The 20,593-nt window shown below is 68.0% G+C and carries 16 protein-coding genes, 1 tRNA gene and 1 pseudogene; 9 read left to right on the top strand and 9 right to left on the bottom strand.

The window, feature by feature from the left end:
• Positions 1-87 precede the first annotated feature (87 nt).
• Together MF607_RS07330 and MF607_RS07325 are read left to right on the top strand one after the other, a co-directional pair.
• Positions 88-1,794, top strand: coding sequence for an Hsp70 family protein (locus tag MF607_RS07330; RefSeq protein WP_242116964.1), 1,707 nt, complete (start codon positions 88-90; stop codon positions 1,792-1,794).
• Complete coding sequence (locus tag MF607_RS07325) at positions 1,791-3,305, top strand: hypothetical protein (RefSeq protein ID WP_242116962.1); 1,515 nt, start codon at positions 1,791-1,793, stop codon at positions 3,303-3,305. Before MF607_RS07330 ends, MF607_RS07325 begins: the two co-directional genes overlap by 4 nt.
• 40 nt (positions 3,306-3,345) lie before the next feature.
• Here the strand turns inward: MF607_RS07325 and MF607_RS07320 are convergent.
• The 5 genes from MF607_RS07320 to MF607_RS07300 form a co-directional block, all read right to left on the bottom strand.
• A tRNA-Leu gene (locus tag MF607_RS07320) sits at positions 3,346-3,432 on the bottom strand.
• A gap of 86 nt (positions 3,433-3,518) precedes the next feature.
• The gene (gene holA, locus MF607_RS07315; RefSeq protein WP_242116960.1) at positions 3,519-4,523 is read right to left on the bottom strand and encodes a DNA polymerase III subunit delta; all 1,005 of its coding nucleotides are present in this window, start codon (positions 4,521-4,523) and stop codon (positions 3,519-3,521) included.
• Positions 4,520-5,005, bottom strand: coding sequence for an LPS assembly lipoprotein LptE (lptE, locus tag MF607_RS07310; RefSeq protein ID WP_242116958.1), 486 nt, complete (start codon positions 5,003-5,005; stop codon positions 4,520-4,522). The genes holA and lptE overlap by 4 nt, the downstream gene beginning before the upstream one ends.
• Complete coding sequence (gene leuS / locus MF607_RS07305; protein WP_242116956.1) at positions 5,002-7,497, bottom strand: leucine--tRNA ligase; 2,496 nt, start codon at positions 7,495-7,497, stop codon at positions 5,002-5,004. The genes lptE and leuS overlap by 4 nt, the downstream gene beginning before the upstream one ends.
• A gap of 11 nt (positions 7,498-7,508) precedes the next feature.
• On the bottom strand, positions 7,509-7,943 hold the full coding sequence (locus MF607_RS07300) for a DUF3576 domain-containing protein (protein WP_242116954.1): 435 nt from the start codon (positions 7,941-7,943) through the stop codon (positions 7,509-7,511).
• A gap of 255 nt (positions 7,944-8,198) precedes the next feature.
• Here MF607_RS07300 and MF607_RS07295 point away from each other — a divergent pair, with 255 nt between their 5' ends.
• Together MF607_RS07295 and MF607_RS07290 are read left to right on the top strand one after the other, a co-directional pair.
• Entirely contained in the window at positions 8,199-8,927 is a 729-nt protein-coding gene (locus tag MF607_RS07295; RefSeq protein ID WP_347340866.1) for a hypothetical protein, read from the top strand.
• A gap of 247 nt (positions 8,928-9,174) precedes the next feature.
• Entirely contained in the window at positions 9,175-10,284 is a 1,110-nt protein-coding gene (locus MF607_RS07290; RefSeq protein WP_242116953.1) for an ABC transporter ATP-binding protein, read from the top strand.
• Here MF607_RS07290 and MF607_RS07285 read toward each other — a convergent pair.
• Genes MF607_RS07285 through MF607_RS07275 form a run of 3 tightly spaced genes read right to left on the bottom strand, consistent with a single transcriptional unit; the run spans position 10,245 to position 13,188 of the window.
• Positions 10,245-11,096 carry a carbohydrate ABC transporter permease gene (locus MF607_RS07285; protein WP_242116952.1) on the bottom strand — a complete coding sequence of 284 codons (852 nt, stop codon included), beginning with the start codon at positions 11,094-11,096 and terminating at the stop codon, positions 10,245-10,247. The two genes, MF607_RS07290 and MF607_RS07285, sit on opposite strands and share 40 nt — an antisense overlap.
• Positions 11,087-11,968, bottom strand: coding sequence for a carbohydrate ABC transporter permease (locus tag MF607_RS07280; RefSeq protein ID WP_242116951.1), 882 nt, complete (start codon positions 11,966-11,968; stop codon positions 11,087-11,089). The genes MF607_RS07285 and MF607_RS07280 overlap by 10 nt, the downstream gene beginning before the upstream one ends.
• Entirely contained in the window at positions 11,965-13,188 is a 1,224-nt protein-coding gene (locus MF607_RS07275; RefSeq protein ID WP_242116949.1) for an extracellular solute-binding protein, read from the bottom strand. The genes MF607_RS07280 and MF607_RS07275 overlap by 4 nt, the downstream gene beginning before the upstream one ends.
• A gap of 221 nt (positions 13,189-13,409) precedes the next feature.
• Between MF607_RS07275 and MF607_RS07270 the strand changes: the two genes are divergently transcribed.
• Together MF607_RS07270 and MF607_RS07265 are read left to right on the top strand one after the other, a co-directional pair.
• The gene (locus MF607_RS07270) at positions 13,410-16,292 is read left to right on the top strand and encodes a TonB-dependent receptor plug domain-containing protein (RefSeq protein WP_242116947.1); all 2,883 of its coding nucleotides are present in this window, start codon (positions 13,410-13,412) and stop codon (positions 16,290-16,292) included.
• 53 nt (positions 16,293-16,345) lie between these two features.
• Positions 16,346-17,104, top strand: coding sequence for a glycosyltransferase family 2 protein (locus tag MF607_RS07265; RefSeq protein ID WP_242116944.1), 759 nt, complete (start codon positions 16,346-16,348; stop codon positions 17,102-17,104).
• Here MF607_RS07265 and MF607_RS07260 read toward each other — a convergent pair.
• Complete coding sequence (locus MF607_RS07260; protein ID WP_242116941.1) at positions 17,050-17,718, bottom strand: DUF1826 domain-containing protein; 669 nt, start codon at positions 17,716-17,718, stop codon at positions 17,050-17,052. The two genes, MF607_RS07265 and MF607_RS07260, sit on opposite strands and share 55 nt — an antisense overlap.
• A gap of 79 nt (positions 17,719-17,797) precedes the next feature.
• On the opposite strand from MF607_RS07260, the gene MF607_RS07255 reads away from it, so the two are divergent.
• From MF607_RS07255 to MF607_RS07245, 3 genes and pseudogenes are all read left to right on the top strand, one after another.
• Positions 17,798-18,130, top strand: a complete 333-nt coding sequence (locus MF607_RS07255; protein WP_242116939.1) for a hypothetical protein — start codon at positions 17,798-17,800, stop codon at positions 18,128-18,130.
• 57 nt (positions 18,131-18,187) lie between these two features.
• A pseudogene (locus tag MF607_RS07250) lies at positions 18,188-19,450 on the top strand (TolC family protein).
• The gene (locus tag MF607_RS07245; protein ID WP_242116937.1) at positions 19,450-20,592 is read left to right on the top strand and encodes an efflux RND transporter periplasmic adaptor subunit; all 1,143 of its coding nucleotides are present in this window, start codon (positions 19,450-19,452) and stop codon (positions 20,590-20,592) included. The pseudogene MF607_RS07250 and the gene MF607_RS07245 overlap by 1 nt, the downstream one beginning before the upstream one ends.
• The last annotated feature ends 1 nt before the right edge of the window (position 20,593 follow it).

Here is a 20,593-nt window from a genome sequence, read left to right as displayed (position 1 = left end):
GACCGTCGTTCCAAGGGACGAACGCGCCCCCGTTGCCTGACGAAGCCGGCGCGCTACACCCTGTCTCCGTATACCAAGGGGACAGGCATGATCGTCGGCATCGATCTGGGAACGACCAACAGCGCTTGCGCGATCTGGCGCGACGATGCGCCGGTCATGGTTCCCAATGCGCTGGGCGATTATCTGACCCCCTCGGCGGTCAGTATCGGCGACGACAATGCGGTGCTGGTCGGACAGGCGGCGCGCGACCGGATGGCGACCCATCCCGACCGCACCGTCACCAGCTTCAAGCGGCGCATCGGCACACGCGAGACGGTAAAGCTCGCCAAACGCGACTTCGATTCCGAGGCGCTGTCGGCGCTGGTCCTCGCCAGCCTGAAGCGCGATGCCGAAGCGTTCACCGGCGAAAGCGTGACCGAAGCGGTCGTCACCGTCCCGGCCTATTTCAACGATCGGCAGCGCAAGGCGACAAGGCGGGCGGGCGAACTGGCCGGGTTGCCGATCCGCCGGCTCATCAACGAACCGACCGCAGCCGCCCTCGCCTTCGGCATTGCCGACCGTGCCGATCACGAACCGTTCCTCGTCTTCGATCTGGGCGGCGGCACCTTCGACGTGTCGATCGTCGAGATGTTCGACGGCGTGATCGAGGTGCGCGCCTCGGCCGGCGACAACCGGCTGGGCGGCGACGATTTCAACGACTGTCTGATCGCGCTGGCTCGCGCCACGCTCGATCCGCAGGGATTGCTGGCGAAGCTGCCTCCCGACCGGGCCACCGCGCTGCTGGCGCAAGCCGCCGAACGCTGCCGCCGGGCGCTGAGCGAGCAGGACGGCGCCGACTTCAGCGTCACCATCGGCGATACCGCGCTGACCGTGCCGGTGACCGCCAGTGCGTTCGAGGAAGCCGCCGGCGGCCTGCTTCAGCGCATCCGCGAACCCGTGCTGCGCTCGCTGCGCGACAGCAACATCGCCGCCGCCACCCTGTCCGAAGTCGTGCTGGTCGGGGGGGCCACGCGGATGCCGATCGTGCGCCGCGCGGTCACGCGGATGTTCGGGCGGTTCCCGGCGACCACCGTCCATCCCGATCATGCGGTGGCGATGGGCGCGGCAGTGCAGGCCGGGCTGCTGGCGCGCGACGCCGGGCTGGAGGAAATCCGGCTGACCGATGTCTGCCCGTTCACGCTGGGCGTTGATACCAGCGAGCCCGACGGACGCGGCGGGTTTCGCACCGGGCTGTTCTCGCCGATCATCGAACGCAATTCGGCGGTGCCGATCAGCCGCGTCTCGACCTTCTCGACGCTGTCCAATCAGCAGACCAGGGTCCAGTTCGGCGTCTATCAGGGTGAGGCGCGCGAAGTATCGGGCAACGTCAAGCTGGGCGAGATCACCGTGCCCGTCCCCCCGCGCCGCGCGGGCGAGGTCACGGTGGAATGCCGCTTCAGCTACGACACGTCGGGGCTGCTCGAAATCGACGTCAGCGTGCCGGAGACGGGCATGACCCGCAATCTGGTGATCGTCGACGACGAGGACGCCCCCGACCCCGCCGAACTGGCGAAGCGCCGCGCCGCGCTGGCGGCACTGAAGGTCCATCCGCGCGACGATGCGGTCAACGCGGCGCTGCTGGCGCGGGCGCGGCGAGCCTATGAATCCTTCCTCGGCGATACCCGCGCCGCGATCGGCCATATGCTCGGCCAATTCGAAAACGCGCTGGCAACGCAGGACGACCGGATCATCGCAGAAGCGCGCACGGCGTTCGGCGCGGCGCTCGACCAGATCGAAGGCGAGCGCTTCCTGTGAAGCACGGCATTTGGGCGACTCTCGACCTCGACCCGACGACCGACCGCAGCGCCATCCGCAAGGCCTATGCCGCCCGGCTGAAGGCGATGGATGTAGACGCCGATCCGGCGGGCTTCGCGGCACTGCGGGCGGCGCGGGATGCCGCGTTGGCGGGGGTGGCCGAGGTGGTCACCGGGCCGGCTCTCGAAGCCGACCTCCCGCCCGTACCATCCGTGGAGAGTGAGCCGGAAACCGATCCAGAACTCGCGGCCTTTCACGAAGCGATCAACGCACATTTCCACGCGCTCGAAGCCCTGCTGTTCCCCGACCATGACGCACCGCCGACGCCGGAGGAACTGGAGGCGATCGAACATCACGGGTTGGCGCTGCTCGCCGATCCCCGGCTCGAACAGGTCGATTTCGCGGCCAGCGCCGAACGCTGGTTCTCCGAGATGCTGGCAGCGACCATCCCGCGCTGCGACCCGTTGCTCGAACCTGCTGCGGCGACGTTCGGATGGATCGACCGCCGCGACGACTATGCGCTGCCAGCAGAAGCGCTGGCGATCGTCGAACGCATCGGGGCGATCCGTTTCACGAAACTGGTCGGCGATCCCGCGCACCGGCTGCACCGCGCCTGGGTCGAGCTCAATCGCGGCGACGAGCGCCGAGCGCCGCTGTGGAACTCACGGAAACCGCGACGCGAGCTCCTGTCCCTGATCCGCGACCGCTATCCGATGGTCGAAAGCTGGCTCGAACCACAGCGGGTGGCGGATGTCGACGGTCCCGACACCGCCATCATTGGCGTGCCGGTCTGGCTGATAATGTTCCTCATTGTCGTCGGGCTGCGCATATTCTTCTCGCTGGGTGGACAGCCTGATGTCCTTCCCGATACGCCACCACGGATCACCTATGTTGCCGAACCGAACCAGATCGCGCGCGAACTGACGGGCAAGGGCGTAGTGCAACTGGCCGACATTCATCCGGAACTCGCGACCGAGATACGTGCGACGGTCACCGAAATGAATGCGACGTCCAGCGAAGGGAAGATGCGATCGATACTGAACGATCTCGCCCGCCGCCGCATCAGCTCGGGTTTGGCACATGCACCGGATGCGTTGCTGCGCGATATCGCTCGGTTCGATCTGGACGGAAAACGCGCTTTTGCTGCGTCCGACCCGATCAGATGCAACGACTTCCGGTTCCCGACCGGAGAGGCGCTCCTCACGACAGCCCTGCGTGCGCGCCAAACGGAACTGATCCATCGCACGGTCCTGAAGTCGGATAGCGTACCGGTCACGGGCAGCGGACGGTTCGAGATTTCCGGCGCGTTCATCGACGACATCCTGCGGCGCAGCGGCGTGCCCGAAGGGCGGATGGTCGAAGCCCTGTCGGGTAAGGGCGAACATGACGACATTTGCCGCGTGGAGATCGCGCTTCTCGAAACGGCATTGGAGGGCGGCAAAGAAGGCATGGCCGTCCTGCGCGCCATGCAGCCAAAGGTCGGCACCGCAACGCCGAACCCATCGAACTGATTGGAAGGTAACTCTCCCCCCGGCCGGTGCCGGGGGAGAATGGTGCGGTCGAGAAGACTCGAACTTCCACGGCCTTTCGGCCACAACGACCTCAACGTTGCGCGTCTACCAGTTCCGCCACGACCGCACGTGAACACCTTGGGGGCTGGCCCCTTGGCTGGCAGGAGCGTGCCCCTAGCAGCGCCATTCCGGTCGTGCAAATGCTTTTATGAATTATTTGCCGCGCGCCGCCGCGCGGGCGATGGCGATTGCCTCGGCGGCGGTCATCACCTCGCCCAGACCGCTGCCCGACAGTGCCGCGCGCTCGGCATCGCGGACGCGTTCGAGCGCGCGGGCGAGCCGGGCCGCGTCCCAGCGGCGCAGCGCGGTCGCGGTCGCGGCCTGTTCCTTGAAGAACACGCGGTGGCGCTCCATTACCCGGTCGACGCTCTCGCCGTCGTCGATCTCCGCACGCATTTCGGCGAGCGACAACAGCCGCCGGGCGACCGCGCGCAGCACCGGAATCGCGCCGCCCGGCATCTCGGGGAGCGCCGCCGCCGCCGCATCGCCCGCGATCATCGCGCTGACGATCCCGCCCAGTTCGGCATCGGCGATCGAGGCGCCGATCGCATCGAACGCCTCGCCATCGGCATCGCGCGGCCGCTCCGGCGATGCGTCGAGGTAGAGCGCCAGCTTCTCGATCTCGCTGGCCAGCACCGCACGGTCGCCCGCCGTCACCGCCGCCAGCCGGTCGGGTACGTCGCCCAGCAGCCGCAGCCCCTGATCGCGCGCCATCGCCACCGCCAGCTTCGCCGCCTGCGCCGCATCGGGCACGTAGCAGGCGACCGCCACGGCGTTGAGCGACGCGGTGACCAGCTTCACCAGCTTCGACGTGCCCTTGACCGTCGGGGCGATCGCGGCGACCGGATTGCCGGCACGTTCGGCGGCGAGCAGCAGCGTCACTGCCTCGACCGATTCCTCGCCCATGCCCGTGACACGGATGCAGCGGGCGTCGCCGAACAGCGACATCGATGCGGCTTCGTCCGCCAGCAGGCCGGGGCGTGCCTTCAGCATGGCGCCGTCCATGTCGACGCGCTCGGCCCCCTCGCCTACGCCCTTGGCCAGTCGCGCGGCCAGCGCCAGCGCGCCCGCCGTGTCCGGCCCGTGGAACAGGTAGAGCCGGATATCGGGGCCGGGCCGGTCGAGCTTGGCCGCGACCTGCTCGGGCCGGAGCTTCACGAGCCCGACTTGGGGAGCGTCAGTGCGATCCGCGTCACGATCTGGTCGGCGACGATCAGCGACAGCCGTTCGAGCGCGGTGCGCTCCGCCGCGATCGTCGCATATTCGGAGCGGACCACGTCGATCCCGGCATCCGATCCGGCGGTCGCGTCGAGCGTCACCGCGCCGTTGGTCAGGTCGATCAGCTGATAGCGCGCGCGCAGCGTCCGCCGCTCGCGCGTGATCGAATCGTCGCGCCGCACGCCCAGGCCGGTGATATCGTCGTCGAGTTTGATCTCCAGCCGGTAGCGCGCCGGTCCTTCGGCACGCAGCCGATCGCGCAGCGCATTGGCGACAAGCCAGCCATTCTGCCCGGCGATCGGCGCGACCTCGACCCCCGCCAGCGTCTGGCGCACCATGCCGCCCTCGCCGCCGCCGTAGAGCGGGCGCAGGCCGCAGCCGCCCAGCAACAGCGCGGCGGCGAGGACGGCGGCGCGGATCATGCGACGATGTTCACGAGGCGGTCGGGCACGACGATGACCTTGCGCGGAGCCTTGCCCTCCAGCGCGCGGACGATCTTCTCGCTCGCCAGCGCCGCCGCTTCGGCGTCTTCCTTCGCGATGCCCTTGGGCAGGACGATCGTGTCACGCAGCTTGCCGTTGACCTGCACCGCGATCGTTGCCTCTGCCTCGACCAGCATTGCCGGATCGACCACCGGCCATGGCGCATCGGCGATCAGCCCGCTGCGGCCAAGCTGCGACCAGGCTTCTTCCGCCAGATGCGGGATCATCGGGCTGACCAGCAGCAGCAGCGCGTCCATGTCGGCGTCCGACATGGTCTTCGCCTTCTCCGCTTCGCCCAGCAGGGTGTAGAGCTTGGCCACCGCCTTGTTGAACTGCAGCGCGGTGATGTCGTCTGCGACGCCGGCGATGGTGCGGTGGACGGCACGGGTCAGTGCTTCCGGGCTGGTGCGCCCCGCCTGATGGCCCGCAACCAGTTTCCAGACCCGCTTGACGAAGCGTTCGGCGCCCTCGATCCCGGCCTCGCTCCACGGCAGGTCGCGTTCGGGCGGGCTGTCGGAGAGCATGAACCAACGGGCAGCGTCCGCACCGTAGCGATCGAGAATCGGTTCGGGATCGACCGTGTTCTTCTTCGACTTGGACATCTTCTCGACGCGGCCGATGGTGATCGCATCACCGGTCGCGGTCTCGATGCCGTCATTTACCTCGGACGGAGCCAACCAACGGCCATCCGCCGACTTGTACGTCTCGTGCGTGACCATGCCCTGCGTAAACAGGCCGGCGAACGGCTCCTTCAGGTCGATCAGCCCGACATGGTTGAGCGCCCGCGTCCAGAAGCGGGCGTAGAGCAGATGCAGGATCGCGTGCTCGACCCCGCCGATATACTGGCCGACCGGCAGCCAGCTTTCCGCGACGGCGCGGTCGAACGGCTTGTCGTCAGGCTGGCTGGCGAAGCGGATGAAATACCATGACGAATCGACGAAGGTGTCGAGCGTGTCGGTTTCGCGCCGCGCCGGGGCGCCGCAGGCCGGGCAATCGACATGCTTCCACGTCGGATGGCGGTCGAGCGGATTGCCGGGAATGTCGAACGACACGTCCTCGGGCAGCTTGACCGGCAGTTGGTCGGTCGGCACGGGCACCACGCCGCACGCGTCGCAATGGACGATCGGGATCGGCGTGCCCCAGTAACGCTGGCGGCTCACCCCCCAGTCGCGCAGGCGCCATACGGTCGTACCCTTGCCCCAGCCGCCCGCTTCGGCGCGCTCGATCACCGCGCGCTTAGCAGCGGCGACGTCGAGGTCGTTCAGGAAGTCGGAATTCACCAGCCGACCGGGACCGGTATAGGCTTCGGCGCCTTCGAATACCGGATCGACATTCTCGCCATCGGCGACGACGCGGCGGACCGGCAATCCGTATTTCCGCGCGAAATCGAGGTCGCGCTGGTCATGCGCCGGCACGCCCATCACTGCGCCGGTGCCGTAGTCCATCAACACGAAATTGGCGATATAGACCGGCAGATCGATCGACGCATCGAAGGGATGCCGCATCCGGTAGCCGGTATCGAAACCCAGCTTCTCGGCGGTCTCCAGTTCGGCGGCGGTGGTCCCGCCCTGCTTGCACAGTTCGATGAACCCCGCCGCGTCCGGGTTCGCATTCGCCAGCGCCCGCGCGATCGGATGATCGGCGGCGATCGCGACGAAGCTCGCGCCGAAGATCGTGTCGGGCCGGGTCGAATAGACCTCGATCGACCGATCGAATGGCGCGACCGGCGCAAAGGCGAATTGCAGCCCTTCCGACTTGCCGATCCAGTTTTCCTGCATCAACCGGACCTTGTCGGGCCACTGGTCGAGGCTGCCCAGCCCGGCAAGCAGATCGTCGGCAAAGTCGGTGATCTTGAGAAACCACTGGCTCAGCTTGCGCTTCTCGACCAGCGCGCCGGAACGCCAGCCGCGCCCGTCGATCACCTGTTCATTGGCCAGCACGGTCATGTCGACCGGGTCCCAGTTGACCGCCGATTCCTTGCGATAGACCAGACCGCCTTTCAGCAGTTCGAGGAACAGCGCCTGTTCATGCCCGTAATATTCGGGATCGCAGGTCGCGAACTCGCGCGACCAGTCGAAGGCGAGGCCGAGCCGCTTCAACTGCGCCTTCATCGCCGCGATATTGGCATAGGTCCACTGGCCCGGATGGACCTTCTTCTCCATCGCCGCATTCTCGGCGGGCATGCCGAATGCGTCCCACCCCATCGGGTGGAGCACTTCGTGACCGGTCATCCGCAGGAACCGGGCGAGCACATCGCCCATCGTGTAGTTGCGGACATGGCCCATATGGATGCGCCCCGATGGATAGGGAAACATCTCAAGGACATAGCGCTTGGGCTTGGGCGACGCATCGTCGGCGACGAAGGTCCGGGCATCGTTCCATGCCGCCTGCCAGCGTGCATCGGCCTCGGCGGGCGAAAAACGGGGGGTCATGGGCGCGTCGCTCAGCCGGTCACCGCCCCGCGGCGCAGGTCGCGCGCCCGCGTCAGGATGATGTCTTCCAGCTTCTGCACCGTCGCCGCCTCGACCGGCGCCTCGACCCACTGGCCGCCGCGATTGATCTGGCGCAGCGCCGCGACGCGCAGCGCATCGGCGCGCAGGTCCTGGTCGAGGATCGCGACCGTCACCTTGGTCCGCTCGGTCGGCGTCGCCGGATTGACGTACCAGTCGGTGACGATGACACCACCGTTCGAATCGGTCTGGGTCAGCGGCATGAACGACAGCGTGTCGAGGCTGGCACGCCACAGATAGCTATTGACGCCGATCGTCGTGACCTTCGACGCGGCGAGATCGCCGGCGACGCGCCCCTTGCCCCCGCTGCATGCGGCCATCGGCAGGGCAAAGGTTGCCAGCAACGCGATAAGCAGCGGGCGGTTCATGAGCGGTTCCTTGACTACAGGCCATTACGGCAGTTCGCGCCGCTTCTATAGGAGGTGGCGCGGACGCGGCAAGCGGGTTGGTGACACGCGGCCGGAACCGGGCGGGCGCGATCGATTGCGGCCCCGGATCGGCGCAGGTTGCAGCTTGGTCGGACAAATATGTGGGTTCGATGCAACAGGTCGCCGGAAAGCGACCGGAGCCGGTGGTGCCACGCAACCGAATCGTGGTAGCGCCATTGGCGGGGAGTGAGGGAAATGATGACGGGCAGCAGGATCTGGGCTGGCATAGGATTGGGGGCGATTGTCGCCGCCGGTCTCGGTGCGTCCCCTGCGCTCTTCGCGCAGGAACAGCGCGCACCGCGCGTCCTGAAGCGGCTCAATCCCGAATCGATGCCGCTGGTCGCTTTCGGTTCGTTCACCCCGGCCTCGGCCGATCCGCGGCTCGCCGCCGCGCTGTCGCGCACTGCGCTCAACGCACCGGGTTTTCAGTTCACGCCGTCCGAAGGGGCGGTGATCGGCAACCGTTCGGTCAAGGTCGCGGTGCGCAGCCGCACGATCCAGCCGAACCGCCTGCCCGATCGCGTCGCCGCGGCGGCGCCGGTACAGACGCTCAATCCGGTCGCCTATAATCTCGGCATGTCGGTCGGCTGGAAGCGGCTGGCGGTATCGGGCGACATGACCCGTCTCGACCTTGCCGGGCAGCCGGGCAGCCGCGAACAGATGGGCGTCGGCGTCAGCTATTCGGGCCGCAAGTTCACCGGCCGTGTCGGCGCGAGCAGCGATCGTCCGCTCGCCGATCAGCCTGCGCTGATCGCCGATCCGTCGGGCTATTCGCTCGACATGGGCGGATCGTACAAGCTGACCCGCAACCTCGATGTCACCGCCGGTGTCCGCTATCGCTCGGAGCGTGAACGCATGCTGCGTATCGTCCCGGATCGCCGCGACAGCCAGGCGATCTACGTCGGAACCGCCTTCCGCTTCTAAGTCGATTTAAGCTCCTCCCCGCCTGCGGGGAGGGGACCGTCCGCGCAGCGGATGGTGGAGGGGTATTGCCCGAAACGACCGGGCGGCGTTTGCCGACACCCCCTTCCACCAGCTTCGCTGGTCCCCCTCCCCGTGCCAGGCAGGATTTGCCCGCCCCGTAGCGGGACTCCCGCGAACCGCCGCTACCGCACCAATCGTTGCGCCGCCCCCAGTTACGCGTAAGTCGCTGTAATAGGCGGGAGAGATCATGGCGGCGGTCGACATTGCAGGACTTGGCAAGCGCTTCGGCGAAACGATCGCTCTATCCCCCAGCGATCTGCAAATCGCCGATGGCGAATTCGTCGTGCTGGTGGGCCCATCGGGCTGCGGCAAGTCGACGCTGCTGCGGATGATCGCCGGGCTGGAGAGTGCCAGCGAAGGCCGTATCCTGATCGGCGGGCGCGATGTCACCGATGCCCCGCCCGCCGAACGCGGCGTGGCGATGGTGTTCCAGTCCTATGCCCTCTACCCGCATCTGACCGTCGCCGGGAACATCGCCTTTCCGCTGAAGGTCGCCGGCCTGCCCAAGCAGGAGATAGCCGAGCGTGTCGCCGAAGCGGCGGCGATGCTCGACCTGACCGACCTGCTCGACCGTCGCCCGCGCGCGCTGTCGGGGGGCCAGCGGCAGCGCGTGTCGATCGCCCGCGCGATCGTCCGCCGGCCGCAGGTGCTGCTGCTCGACGAACCGCTCTCCAATCTCGACACGTCGCTGCGCGCGCGGATGCGGCACGAATTCGCACGCCTGCATCAGCAACTTGGCGCGACGATGATCTATGTGACGCACGACCAGCTTGAGGCGATGACGCTCGCCAACCGCATCGTCGTAATGAGCGCCGGACGGATCGAACAGGTCGGCGATCCGATCGAGGTCTATCGCCGCCCGGCCAGCATCGCCGTCGCCGCCGCGATCGGATCGCCGGGCATGAACCTGTTGCCCGCGATGCTCGCCGCAGTGACGCCGACCGGGGCGACGCTGCGCCTGCCCGACGGCGCGCTGGTGGCGACCGCGGCACAGGTGAGCACCGACGATATCGGCACCGCCGTCACGCTGGGCGTCCGGCCCGAACATTTGTTACCCGATGAGGACGGCCCGTTCGCGGGCGCGGTCGAGTTGTTCGAACGGCTGGGGCCGCTGTCGTTCGCGCATCTGGGCGCGCGTGGCGATGTCGACACGATCGTCGCACAGCTGCCCGGCGACCGGTCGGTGACGCTGGGCGAGGTACTGCATTTCTCGATCGCGCCACACGACGCGCATGTCTTCGCCGCCGACGGCCGCGCCTATCCCTTGACCCCGCCGCCGAGCAGCCCGGTCAGATAATAGCGCTGGAGCAACAGGAAGATCAGCAGCACCGGCATCGTCGTCACCACCGATGCCGCCATCATCAATTCGCCATCGGCGGCATGTTCGCGCGCGATCGCCGCGACCGCGACCGGCAGGGTGTAGCGCTGCTGGTAGGCGAGGACCACCAGCGGCCACATGAAGTCGTTCCAGCTGGCGAGGAAGGTGAACAGCGCCAGCGTCACCACCACCGGCGTCAGCAGCGGCAGGACGATCGTGCGGAAGATGCGCAACTCGCTGGCCCCGTCCATCCGCGCCGCATCGATCAGTTCGTCGGGGATCGCCAGCGTCGCCTGTCGCACGAACAGCACGCCGAAAATCCCCGCCAGCCCCGGCAGGATCACCCCGGCATAGCTGTTGACCAGCCCCAGGTGGCGGAAGATCAGGAACAGCGGCAGCATCGCGACCTGTCCCGGCACGACCAGTGCGGCGATCAGCAATTTCAGCAACCGCTCCCGCCCACGAAAGCGCAGCTTGGCAAAGGCATAGCCCGCCGGCACGGTCAGCAGCAGCCCGAACAGCGTCGCGAGCATGGCGACGCCGATGCTGTTCCTGAGCGCGGGCAGGATGCGATAATCGAACCATGCCCCATTGATCTGCCGCCGCACCAGCAATTCGTGGTAATTTTCCAGCGACCAGCGCGACGGCCATAGCGGGATCGGCAACGTGCCCGATTCCCCGCGCGGCATGAACGACACGATCACCATATAGACAAGCGGTGCGACGGTCAGCGCGACCAGCGCGACGACCGCGGCATTGGCGACGATCGCGCGCAGTTTCCTCACAGCCATTCGTTACGCCTGCCGATGCGGCTCTGGATCCAGGTGAGCAGCAGGATCATGACGAACAGGACGAACGCGACCGCGCTCGCCTGTCCCAGGTTCCACCATTTGAACCCTTCCTCGAACATGAAATACAGCACCGTCGTCGTGCTCTGCGCCGGTCCGCCGAGCGTCATTACATAGGGTTCGGCGAAGATCTGGAGGAACCCGGCGACGCTCATCACCGCCGCCAGCAGCAGCGTCGGCCCGATTGCCGGCAGCGTCACGTGGCGGAAGCGCAGCCACCGCCCCGCCCCGTCGAGCCGCGCCGCTTCCATCAAATCCTGCGGCACCGCGGCCAGCGCGGCGGTGAACACGATCATGTTGTAGCCGAAAATCTTCCACGTCACGAAGATCAGGATCGCCGGGATCGAACTGTTCGGGTTGCCCAGCCAGTCGACGCGCGGAATGCCGATCAGCGCCAGCCCCTGATTGAGCAGGCCGAAGCGTTCGTTGAACAGGAACCGCCACACGACCGCGGTCGCGACCACGCTGGTGACATAGGGCGCGAACAGCGCGACGCGCCACAACGGCTTCCACCGCACCGTCGCGTCGTTGAGGAGCAGCGCCGCCAACAGCGACGTGCCGATCGCCATCGGCACGCCCAGCACCGCAAAGATCAGCGTATTCTTCAGCGATCGCCAGAACAGCGGCGTCGCCAGCAGTTCGACGAAATTGTCGATGCCGACGAAATGCAGATTGCCGGGATCGGCCAGCGCATAGACCGAATAGTCTGTCACCGACAGCGCCAGCGCCGCGATCGTGGGAATCACCAGCACGATCAGGATGATGGTCAGCACCGGCGCGGTGAAGAGCCATGCGGCGCGTGACTGGCGGGTCATGCGATCCGCCCCGCATCGACCAGCGCGCGCCGCTTCGCCAGCAACTGGTCGACGCGTTCGTCGAGCGCGGTCAGTGCCTGTCCGATGGTCTGAAGCCCGCGCACCACGCGTTCGGCGGCCAACTGGATCTCGCCTTGGATGCGTTCCCATTCGACGACCGGCGGGATCGGCGCGGGTTGCGCCATCTGTTCGCGGAACGCACGCAGCACCGGCAGCGCCAGTTGCGGCGCATCCCATGCGTCCAGTCGCGCGGGCAGATTGCCGATCATCCGCTGAAAGGTCAGTTCGCTGTCGCGCGACGTCATGTGGCGGACCAGCGCCCATGCCTCGGCCGGGCGATCGGTCGTCGTCGACACGCACAGGCTGGCGCTGTCGCCCGATACCGGACCCGGCCCGTTCGGACCGGCCAGCCGCGCGGTCGCCCAGCGTTCGGGCGGAATATCGGTGGCCCGGCGACGCAGGTCGAGCAATGTCGTCGGCGAACTCGGCCAGATCGCGAAATAGCCCTGCGCGAATGCGGCCAGCGGGTCCTGTACCTCGGTCGAGGCAGCCCGCGGCGCCAGCCCTTCGGCGAAGAGATTGGCGTAATAGGCAAAGGCGGCGCGCACCGGATCGGACCGGAAATTGCCGCGCGTCGCATGGTCGCGCAACATCGTCGCCCCCGCCTGCGTCATCATCGTCAGCAACGCGCCCGGCCAGTTGAGCAGCATCAGGAAGACATAGTTGTCGGGCCGCCGCCGCTTGATCGCCCGCGCCATCGTCAGCCACCCCCCCCAGTCGAGCGGCGGCGCGGCATAGCCCGCCTCCCCCACGATATCGGTTCGGTAATATTGGACCTGCGGCGCGACCGACCACGGCACCGCATAATCGCGCCCGTCGATGCGCAGCGCATCGCGGATACCGGGGGACAGCCCGGCGGTCAGCGCGGGCGACGGCACCGGCGCGACCGCGCGGATCATCGCGAATTCGCGGATCCAGCCGTTGAACAACATCAACACGTCGGGCAACGCCCCCCCGGCATGCGCCGTCAGCAGCTTTTCGTGCGACGCGGTGGAGGGCAGCGACTGGACCTCGACCGGAATGCCGGTGGCGGCGGTGAAGCCGGGCATCAGATGCGGGGAATAATCGCCTTCATAGCTCATCGCCCAGACGCGCAGCGGCGCAACGCCGGTCGATCGCGCACAGGCCCCGATCGCCAGCGCGGGCAGCATGCCGAGCATGGCCCTGCGGGTCGGCCCGCCTTGTTCGTTCCGGCTCTGCACCGTGCGACGATGCCGGATCGTGGCGCCCCGCGCCAGCGAGCCGGACCCTAAACACCGGTAGAAACGGCAGTTTTCATGGTCCGCCGCGTACACAGCCGAACCCTTTCGAAGCACTGACCGTTTTGCCGTTCGACCAGAAACGACGTCCACGGGGCGCGCCGGTCGGGGGAACCAAAATCATGCCGATCACCATCCGCCGTCGCCTGCTCGCTGGAGCGGCGCTGTTCGCCGCTGCGTCGGCGCACGCCCAGACCGCGCCCGAAACGCCGCCCGCAAGCGACGAGGGCAGCGAAATCGTCGTCACCGGATCGCGCATCGCCCGCCCCGATTATGCCGCGCCCAACCCGGTCGTGTCGCTGGGGGCGGAGGAACTGCGCCAGTCGGGCACCACCAATGTCACCAGCTTCCTGCAACGCGTCCCCGCGCTGACCAACTCGCTCGACAGCACGCGCACCGCCGGCCGCAACCAGGCCGATGGCGCGCTGGGACAGGTCGGACTGAACCTGCTCGATCTGCGCGGCCTCGGCCCCAGCCGGACGCTGGTGCTGGTCAATGAGCGCCGCCATGTCGCCGGACAGCCCGACACCGCCGCCGTCGACATCAACGCGATCCCGACCGACCTGATCGAGCGCGTCGACGTGCTGACCGGTGCCGCTTCCGCCATCTATGGCGCGGACGGCGTGTCGGGCGTCGTCAACTTCGTGCTGCGCCGTGATTTCGACGGGATCGCCGCACGCGCACAGGCGGGCATTTCGGAGCGCGGCGATGCCGGTAACCGCTTCGCCTCGCTGATCGCCGGGCGCAACTTCGCCGAAGGACGCGGCAACCTGACGCTCTCCTATGAATATAATGCCGATGATCCGCTGGCGAACGACGATCGCGACTATCTGACGCTCGCCCAGCGGCAGTATTTCGTGAACCTCGACGGCTACGACCCGACCCGCGCGGGCAGCTACAAGATCGGCCCGGTCACCGACCTTCGCTATCCCTATGGATCGAACCAGGGCTATGTCGTCATCGGCGATCAGGTGTTTCGCGGCGACGGCGCGCTCTACACCCCCGGCCGGTTCCTGCAGAATGACGGCTATTCGATCGGCGGCGACGATACGCCGGTCGCGGGCTATATCGGCGATATCCTGCCGCGCACCGAACGCCACGCCGTCAACGCGCTCGCCCATTTCGATGTTTCCGACGCATTCAAGCTGTCGGTGGAGGGCAAGTTCGTCCAGAGCGAGGTGACCAGCTTCAGCGGCTATGGCGGCAATTATCCGGCGACCATCGCGCTCGACAATCCGTTCATCCCGGCGTCGATCCTGACCGCCGCGCGCGCCGCCGGCCTCACCTCGGTCGATATCAGCCGCAACAATTTCGACATTCCCCGCCGCGGCGAGCGCGACCGGCGGCGGACGTGGCGCGGCGTCGTCGATATCAGCGGGCGGCTGACCGATCATGCCAGCTACGACGTCTCCTACACCTATGGCCGCACCGACGTGCGCGCGACCAAGCTGAACGACCGGCTCAACACCCAATTCCTCAACGCACTCGATGCGGTGCGCGACGGTAGCGGCGCGATCGTGTGCCGTTCGGCCGAGGCGCGAGCGGCGGGCTGCGTGCCGGTCAACACCTTTGGCGGCAATACCGTCGATGGCCGCTCGTTCGGCTATTATCTGAGCAACCCGGTCAGCAACGCGCGCATCGAACAACATGTCGCGACCGCATCGCTGACCGGCGATCTCGGCCAGTTCTTCGAACTGCCCGGCGGCCCGGTCGCCTTTGCCGCCGGTGGCGAATATCGCCGCGAATCGAGCCGCTTCCGCCCGGCACAGGCGCTGATCGACAACGCCTTCTACCAATATGACGAATATATCATCCCGACCCCTTCGGACGGCAGCTTCGACGTGTGGGAAGCCTTCGGCGAGGTCAATGCGCCGCTGTTGAAGGAGGTCCCCTTCGCGCATCTGCTGTCGGTCGGCGCGGCGGGCCGCCTGTCCGATTATTCGACGATCGGATCGACCCGCGCCTATCAGTTCAACGCGATCTATGCGCCGATCGCGGCGATCAGCGTCCGGGGATCCTATGGTCGATCGGTGCGCGCGCCCAATATCGGCGAGATCTTCCGCCCGCAGACCGGCACCAGCAATTTCTTCTCCGACCCCTGCTATGTCGCCAATCGCAGCCTCGGCACGTCGTTCCGCGCCGAGAATTGCCGGACGTTGATCGCCGCCGCCGGCGGCGATTTCGCGAACTTCACCGCCGCCAACAATCCCGATGCGACGATCTTCATTCCGGGCACGCAGGAGGGCAATCGCAATTTGCGCCCCGAAGTCGCCCGCACCTGGACCGCCGGCCTCGTCCTGCGTCCCGATTTCGTGCCGGGCCTGTCGATCGCGCTCGACTGGTACGACATCGATCTGCGCGACGCGATCAATACCCCCGACGCCAATACCATCGCGCAACTGTGCGTCGATCAGCCGAACCTCGACAATGCCTATTGCGGGTCGATCACCCGCCGCGCGGGCAGCGGCTTCATCAACGGCTTCATCGTGCAGCCGCAAAACGTCGCCGCCTTCCGCACCGCGGGCGCCGAACTGAACCTGACCTATCGCTTCTCGACCGCATCGGCGGGTGATTTCGACCTGCGGCTGGTCGGCGGCTATCTCGACCGGCTCGAACAGGTGGCGACGCCGGGCGCGGTGACCGAGAACAATGTCGATCAACCCTTCCGCCCGCGCTACACGCTGGCCTTCTCGCCGACATGGAACAGCGGCGTGCTGACGCTCAGCTATAATCTGCGCTGGCAGAACGGCGTCCGCCGCTTTCCCCGCATCGATACCGACAGCAACCCCAGCCTCGTCGATCCGCGCTATTTCCGGTACAAGCAGTTGTGGAGCCACGACGTGCAGGCGCAGGTCGCGGTCAATGACGACTTCTCCTTCTATGGCGGCGTCAACAATCTGGGCGATCAGCGGCCCGATATCGGGTTCGAGACCAACGTGCCCATCTCGCCGGTCGGACGCTATTACTATGCGGGCGCAAGGCTGCGGTACGGCAGCGGGCGCTGATCGGGTACGGTAGCAGCGCTTGATTGCGCGCGTGGTTCTGGCATGGGTCGGACATGCTGCAATCCGCCGATCCGTTCGTCGCGTCGTACGACGTCGTCATCCCGTGCCATAACCGCGCGCACGTGGTCGCCGATGCGGTGGCGAGCGTGCTGGCACAGGTGCCGGCCCCGGAACGCGTGATCGTGGTCGATGACGGATCGAGCGACGACAGTGCCGCCGTCATCCGCGCGCTGGCCGCCGCCGACCCGTGCGTCGTCGCGATGATCCTGCCGCGCAATGTCGGCGCGTCGCAGGCGCGCAACAGCGGCGCGGCGCTCGCCACGGCCGATTGGATCGCGTTCCTCGACAGCGACGATGTCTGGCTGCCCGGTGCGGCACGGGCGTTGCTCGGGAAGGCGACCAGCAGCGCCAACGACATCATCGTCGGCCATTTCGCGCGGGTCGAGGGCGATGCGGATCCGACCGATCCCGAATGCGGCTGGGACGGCGACTGCATCCGCGCCGGACTGGCCAGCGGGGGCGTGATCGGGCCGAGCTGGTCGGTGGTCCGCCGCGCAATGGTCGAACGGGTCGGCGGGTTCGATCCCAGCTTCCACAATTGCAACGACTGGGATTTTTACACCCGCGCCGGGGCGGCCGGGGCGCGCTTCGCCCGGATCGACGCCTGTGTCGCGCAATATCGCACGGTGGCGGGCAGCCGCCTCGTCAACGACACGGCGATCGGCGAGCGCAATGCCCGCCGCGTGCTGGCGCACCCCTATCTCGCCGGCTTCGCGCCCGTCGCAGCGGAACCGATCGCCGCCGCCGGCTGATCGGCGCGCGCCGGGTCGATCACCAGCACCAGCCGCCGGGTACCCGTGCCGGCGATCGGCGGCGAGCGGTGGACGATCGGCGTCTCCGACCGGTCGTGCCCCTTGAACAGCGCGACGTCGCCGGTCGCGATCGAACGGATCGTCGTCGGCTCGACGCCCCCCGCCAACGCCAGCGCATCGTCGTTCGCCAGCCACTGCGTTCCCGGCCCGGCATAAGTGCAGATCAGCCGCACCGCGACATAATCGGCGTGGAAGCGGCGACACGCATCGGTCTCGACCACCTCCAGCCGGATCGCCACCCGGTCGAGCGCCAGCAGCGCCGCGAAGCGCGCGGCGAGGTCGGCGATATCGTGCCCGAGCAGCGCCGCCAGCGCATCGTCATAGCCCGCCGCTCTCAGTGCGTCCGGTATCGCCGAGCGTGCTCCAGCCGGGACGATGAGCGCAACATCTGCCACCGCGTCGAGATCACCCGAGTCGACCACCGGCGCGTCGTCGCGCTGCCAGATGGCGAGGTTGACCGGTTCGGCGAGGATGGCGTCGATCCCCTTCCCGTCTGCCGTCGTACAGGCATGGGCGGGTGGCGCGGACCGTCTGCATTCGATCGTTTGTAGCATGTGACATGTTATAACATATCGTTTTTGATCGTCCAGTCCCGTGATGACTTTCCCTCGCGGATACGATAGGGTCGCGCCCGTGCTGACCCGAGCTTGGTCCTTGTTGCTGATGCTGCTGCTGTCGTCGCTGGTGCTGGCGACAACGGTGCATGCGCGCGAATCGGCCGGGCCGGCGACCGTCGAATGCTCGGGCACGGTCCATGACGACGCCGACACCGCCCCCGATGGCGGCGATAGCGACAAGGCGGCGCTGCATCATCATGGCAACTGCCATGCCGGTACCTTCAGCGTTCCACAGCGTGGTGCGATGACGCTGTTGTCGCTGGCGTCCGCCAATCCGGCGACGCTGGCGCAGGATCGCGGGCAAGTGTCGCGCGCGATCGATCCGGCACTGCGGCCGCCCGCCGCCTGACGAATGCCGCCGGCCGGTTGCGACCGGCCTGACGCAGTTCGTCGGGATTTCTCCATCATGCAAATCTGGTTCGCGGCCGTACTGGCCGCGGCGTCGTGCGCCGGTCCGGCCATGGCGCAAACCGCGCCCGCAGACGCCGGGCCGGTCTATACGCTCGAAGCGGCACTCCGCGCAGGCGGCGGGTCCGCCCCGTCGATCGACGCCGCCACCGCTGCGATCGACGCCGCCGAACAGGCACGCGCCGTTGCCGCGCTCCGCCCCAATCCGCAGGTGCAGGCGCAGGTCGAAAACATCGTCGGATCGGGCGCCTATCAGGGACTGCGCAGCGCCGAGACGACGCTGGGCATCGCCATACCCATTGAACTCGGCGGCAAGCGGAGCGCACGCGGCGCGGTCGCCGGGGCGCAGCTGTCGCGCACCCGGATCGCGGCGGCGGTGATCGCGGCCGACCTGCGGCTGCAAGTCACCCAACTCTATGTCGGCGCGCTCGCCGCCGACCGCCGTGTCGCGACCGCGCGCGAACAGGCACGGATCGCCACCGAAGCGCTGCGCGTCGCCACGATCCGGGTCGAGGCCGGTCGCGCATCGCCGCTGGAACGCCAGCGCGCCGAGGTCGCACGCCTCAATGCCGAGGCGGGGATCGAACGCGCCGAGCGACTGGCGGCGGCGGCGCGCACCAATCTGGCGCGGCGGACCGGGCAGCCGGTCATGGGCCGCCTCGACGACGCATTGCTCGACCGCCTGCCCCCCGCTGTGTAAGGCCCCGCCGCGCCGGTCGCGCCCGACGGCACGCTGGCACTGGCGGCGGCGCGGGCCGATATCGCCGTTGCCGATGCCGGCATCCGCCTCGCCCGCGCCGCGCGTATCCCCGACCTGAATATCGGGCCGGCGATCCGGCGGCTGGAGGCGACCAACGACACCGCCGCCGTCCTCGCGCTGTCGCTGCCAATCCCCCTGTTCGACCGGGGCCGCGCCGCGATCGCGCAGGCCAGCGCCGAACGCACCCGTGCCGAGGCGCAGGCCCGCGTCACCGCACTCGACGTCGCGCAGGCGATCACCGATGCGCAGGTTCAGGCCGCCAACGCCGCGACCACCGCAAGGACCGCTGCCGGTCCGGCGCTGGCGGCGGCGCAAGAAGCCGCGCGCATCGCCCGGATCGGCTATCGCGAGGGCAAGTTCGGCCAGACCGAATTGCTCGACGTCGAACGCACCCTCGCCGACACCCGGCTCGCCGCGATCGACGCGCTCGCCGACTATCAGAATGCCCGTGCGCAGCTGGAGCGTCTGACCGCCCCTGCGCCGCTGACGGAGAATCCGTGATGACCTTGCGCACGACCCTCGCGCTCGCCCTGTTGCTGTCCGCCTGCAACGCCGCCGACGCCCCCACCAACGAAGCCGCCGAGGCCGACCATGGCGAGGCCCATGGCGGCGAGCATGACGAAGAGACCGTCACCCTGACCACCGAACAGATCGCGCTCGCCGGCGTCGAACTGGGCCGCCCGACCAACGACGGCGCGGCGACGATCGAAATCCCGGCGATCGTCGAGGGCGATCCGCAGGCGACGCAGGTCGTCTCCGCCGCGATCGGCGGTCGCATTGTCGCGCTCAACCGCAATCTCGGCGAAGCGGTCGGTCGCGGCCAGACGCTGGCCGTGCTCGAGAGCCGCGAGGCCGCGCAGATCAAGGGCGAGGTACAGGCTGCCCGCGCCCGCCTTGCGCTCGCCAACACCAATCTTGCCCGCGAACAGCGGCTGTTCGCGCAACAGGTCTCGCCCGAACAGGACCTCGTCGCCGCGCGCACCGCCGCGACCGAGGCGCGCATCGCGCTGACGCAAGCGAACGCCATGATGGCTGCGACCGGCGGCGGGGGCGGCAGCCTCAACCGCATGGGGGTCGTCGCGCCGATCGGCGGGCGGATCATCGCCCGCCCGGTGGTGCTCGGCCAGACCGTCGCTGCGGACGCCGAACTGTTCCGCGTCGCCGACCTGTCGCGCGTCGCGCTGTCGCTCAGCCTGAAGCCAGAGGATGCCGGCCGCATCGCGCCGGGCAATATCGTCACCGTCACCGCGCCGGGCCGCGAGACGACCGCCCGCGTCCGCTTCGTCTCGCCCGCGCTCGATCCCGAAACCCGGCTCGTCCCCGCTATCGCCACGCTCGACAATCGCGGCGGCCAGTGGCGGGTCGGCGAGCCGGTCACCGCCGCGATCCGCCTGACCGGCAGCGAGGGCACCGGCGCGATCCGCGTGCCTACCACCGCCGTCCAGACGGTCGAGAACCGATCGGTCGTGTTCGTCCGCACCCCGACGGGGTTCAAGGCGGTTCCGGTCGAGCTCGGCACCGCATCGGGCGGCGCGGTGGTCGTCCGCCGGGGGCTGTCGGGCAACGAACAGATCGCCACCACCGGCAGCTTCACGCTCAAGGCCGAACTCGGCAAGGGCGAAGCCACCCATGCGGATCACTGAT

The sequence above is a fragment of the Sphingomonas lacusdianchii genome (genome assembly GCF_022664395.1).
Classification (GTDB): Bacteria; Pseudomonadota; Alphaproteobacteria; order Sphingomonadales; family Sphingomonadaceae; genus Sphingomonas; species Sphingomonas lacusdianchii.
This window is presented reverse-complemented; position numbering and strand designations above follow the sequence as displayed.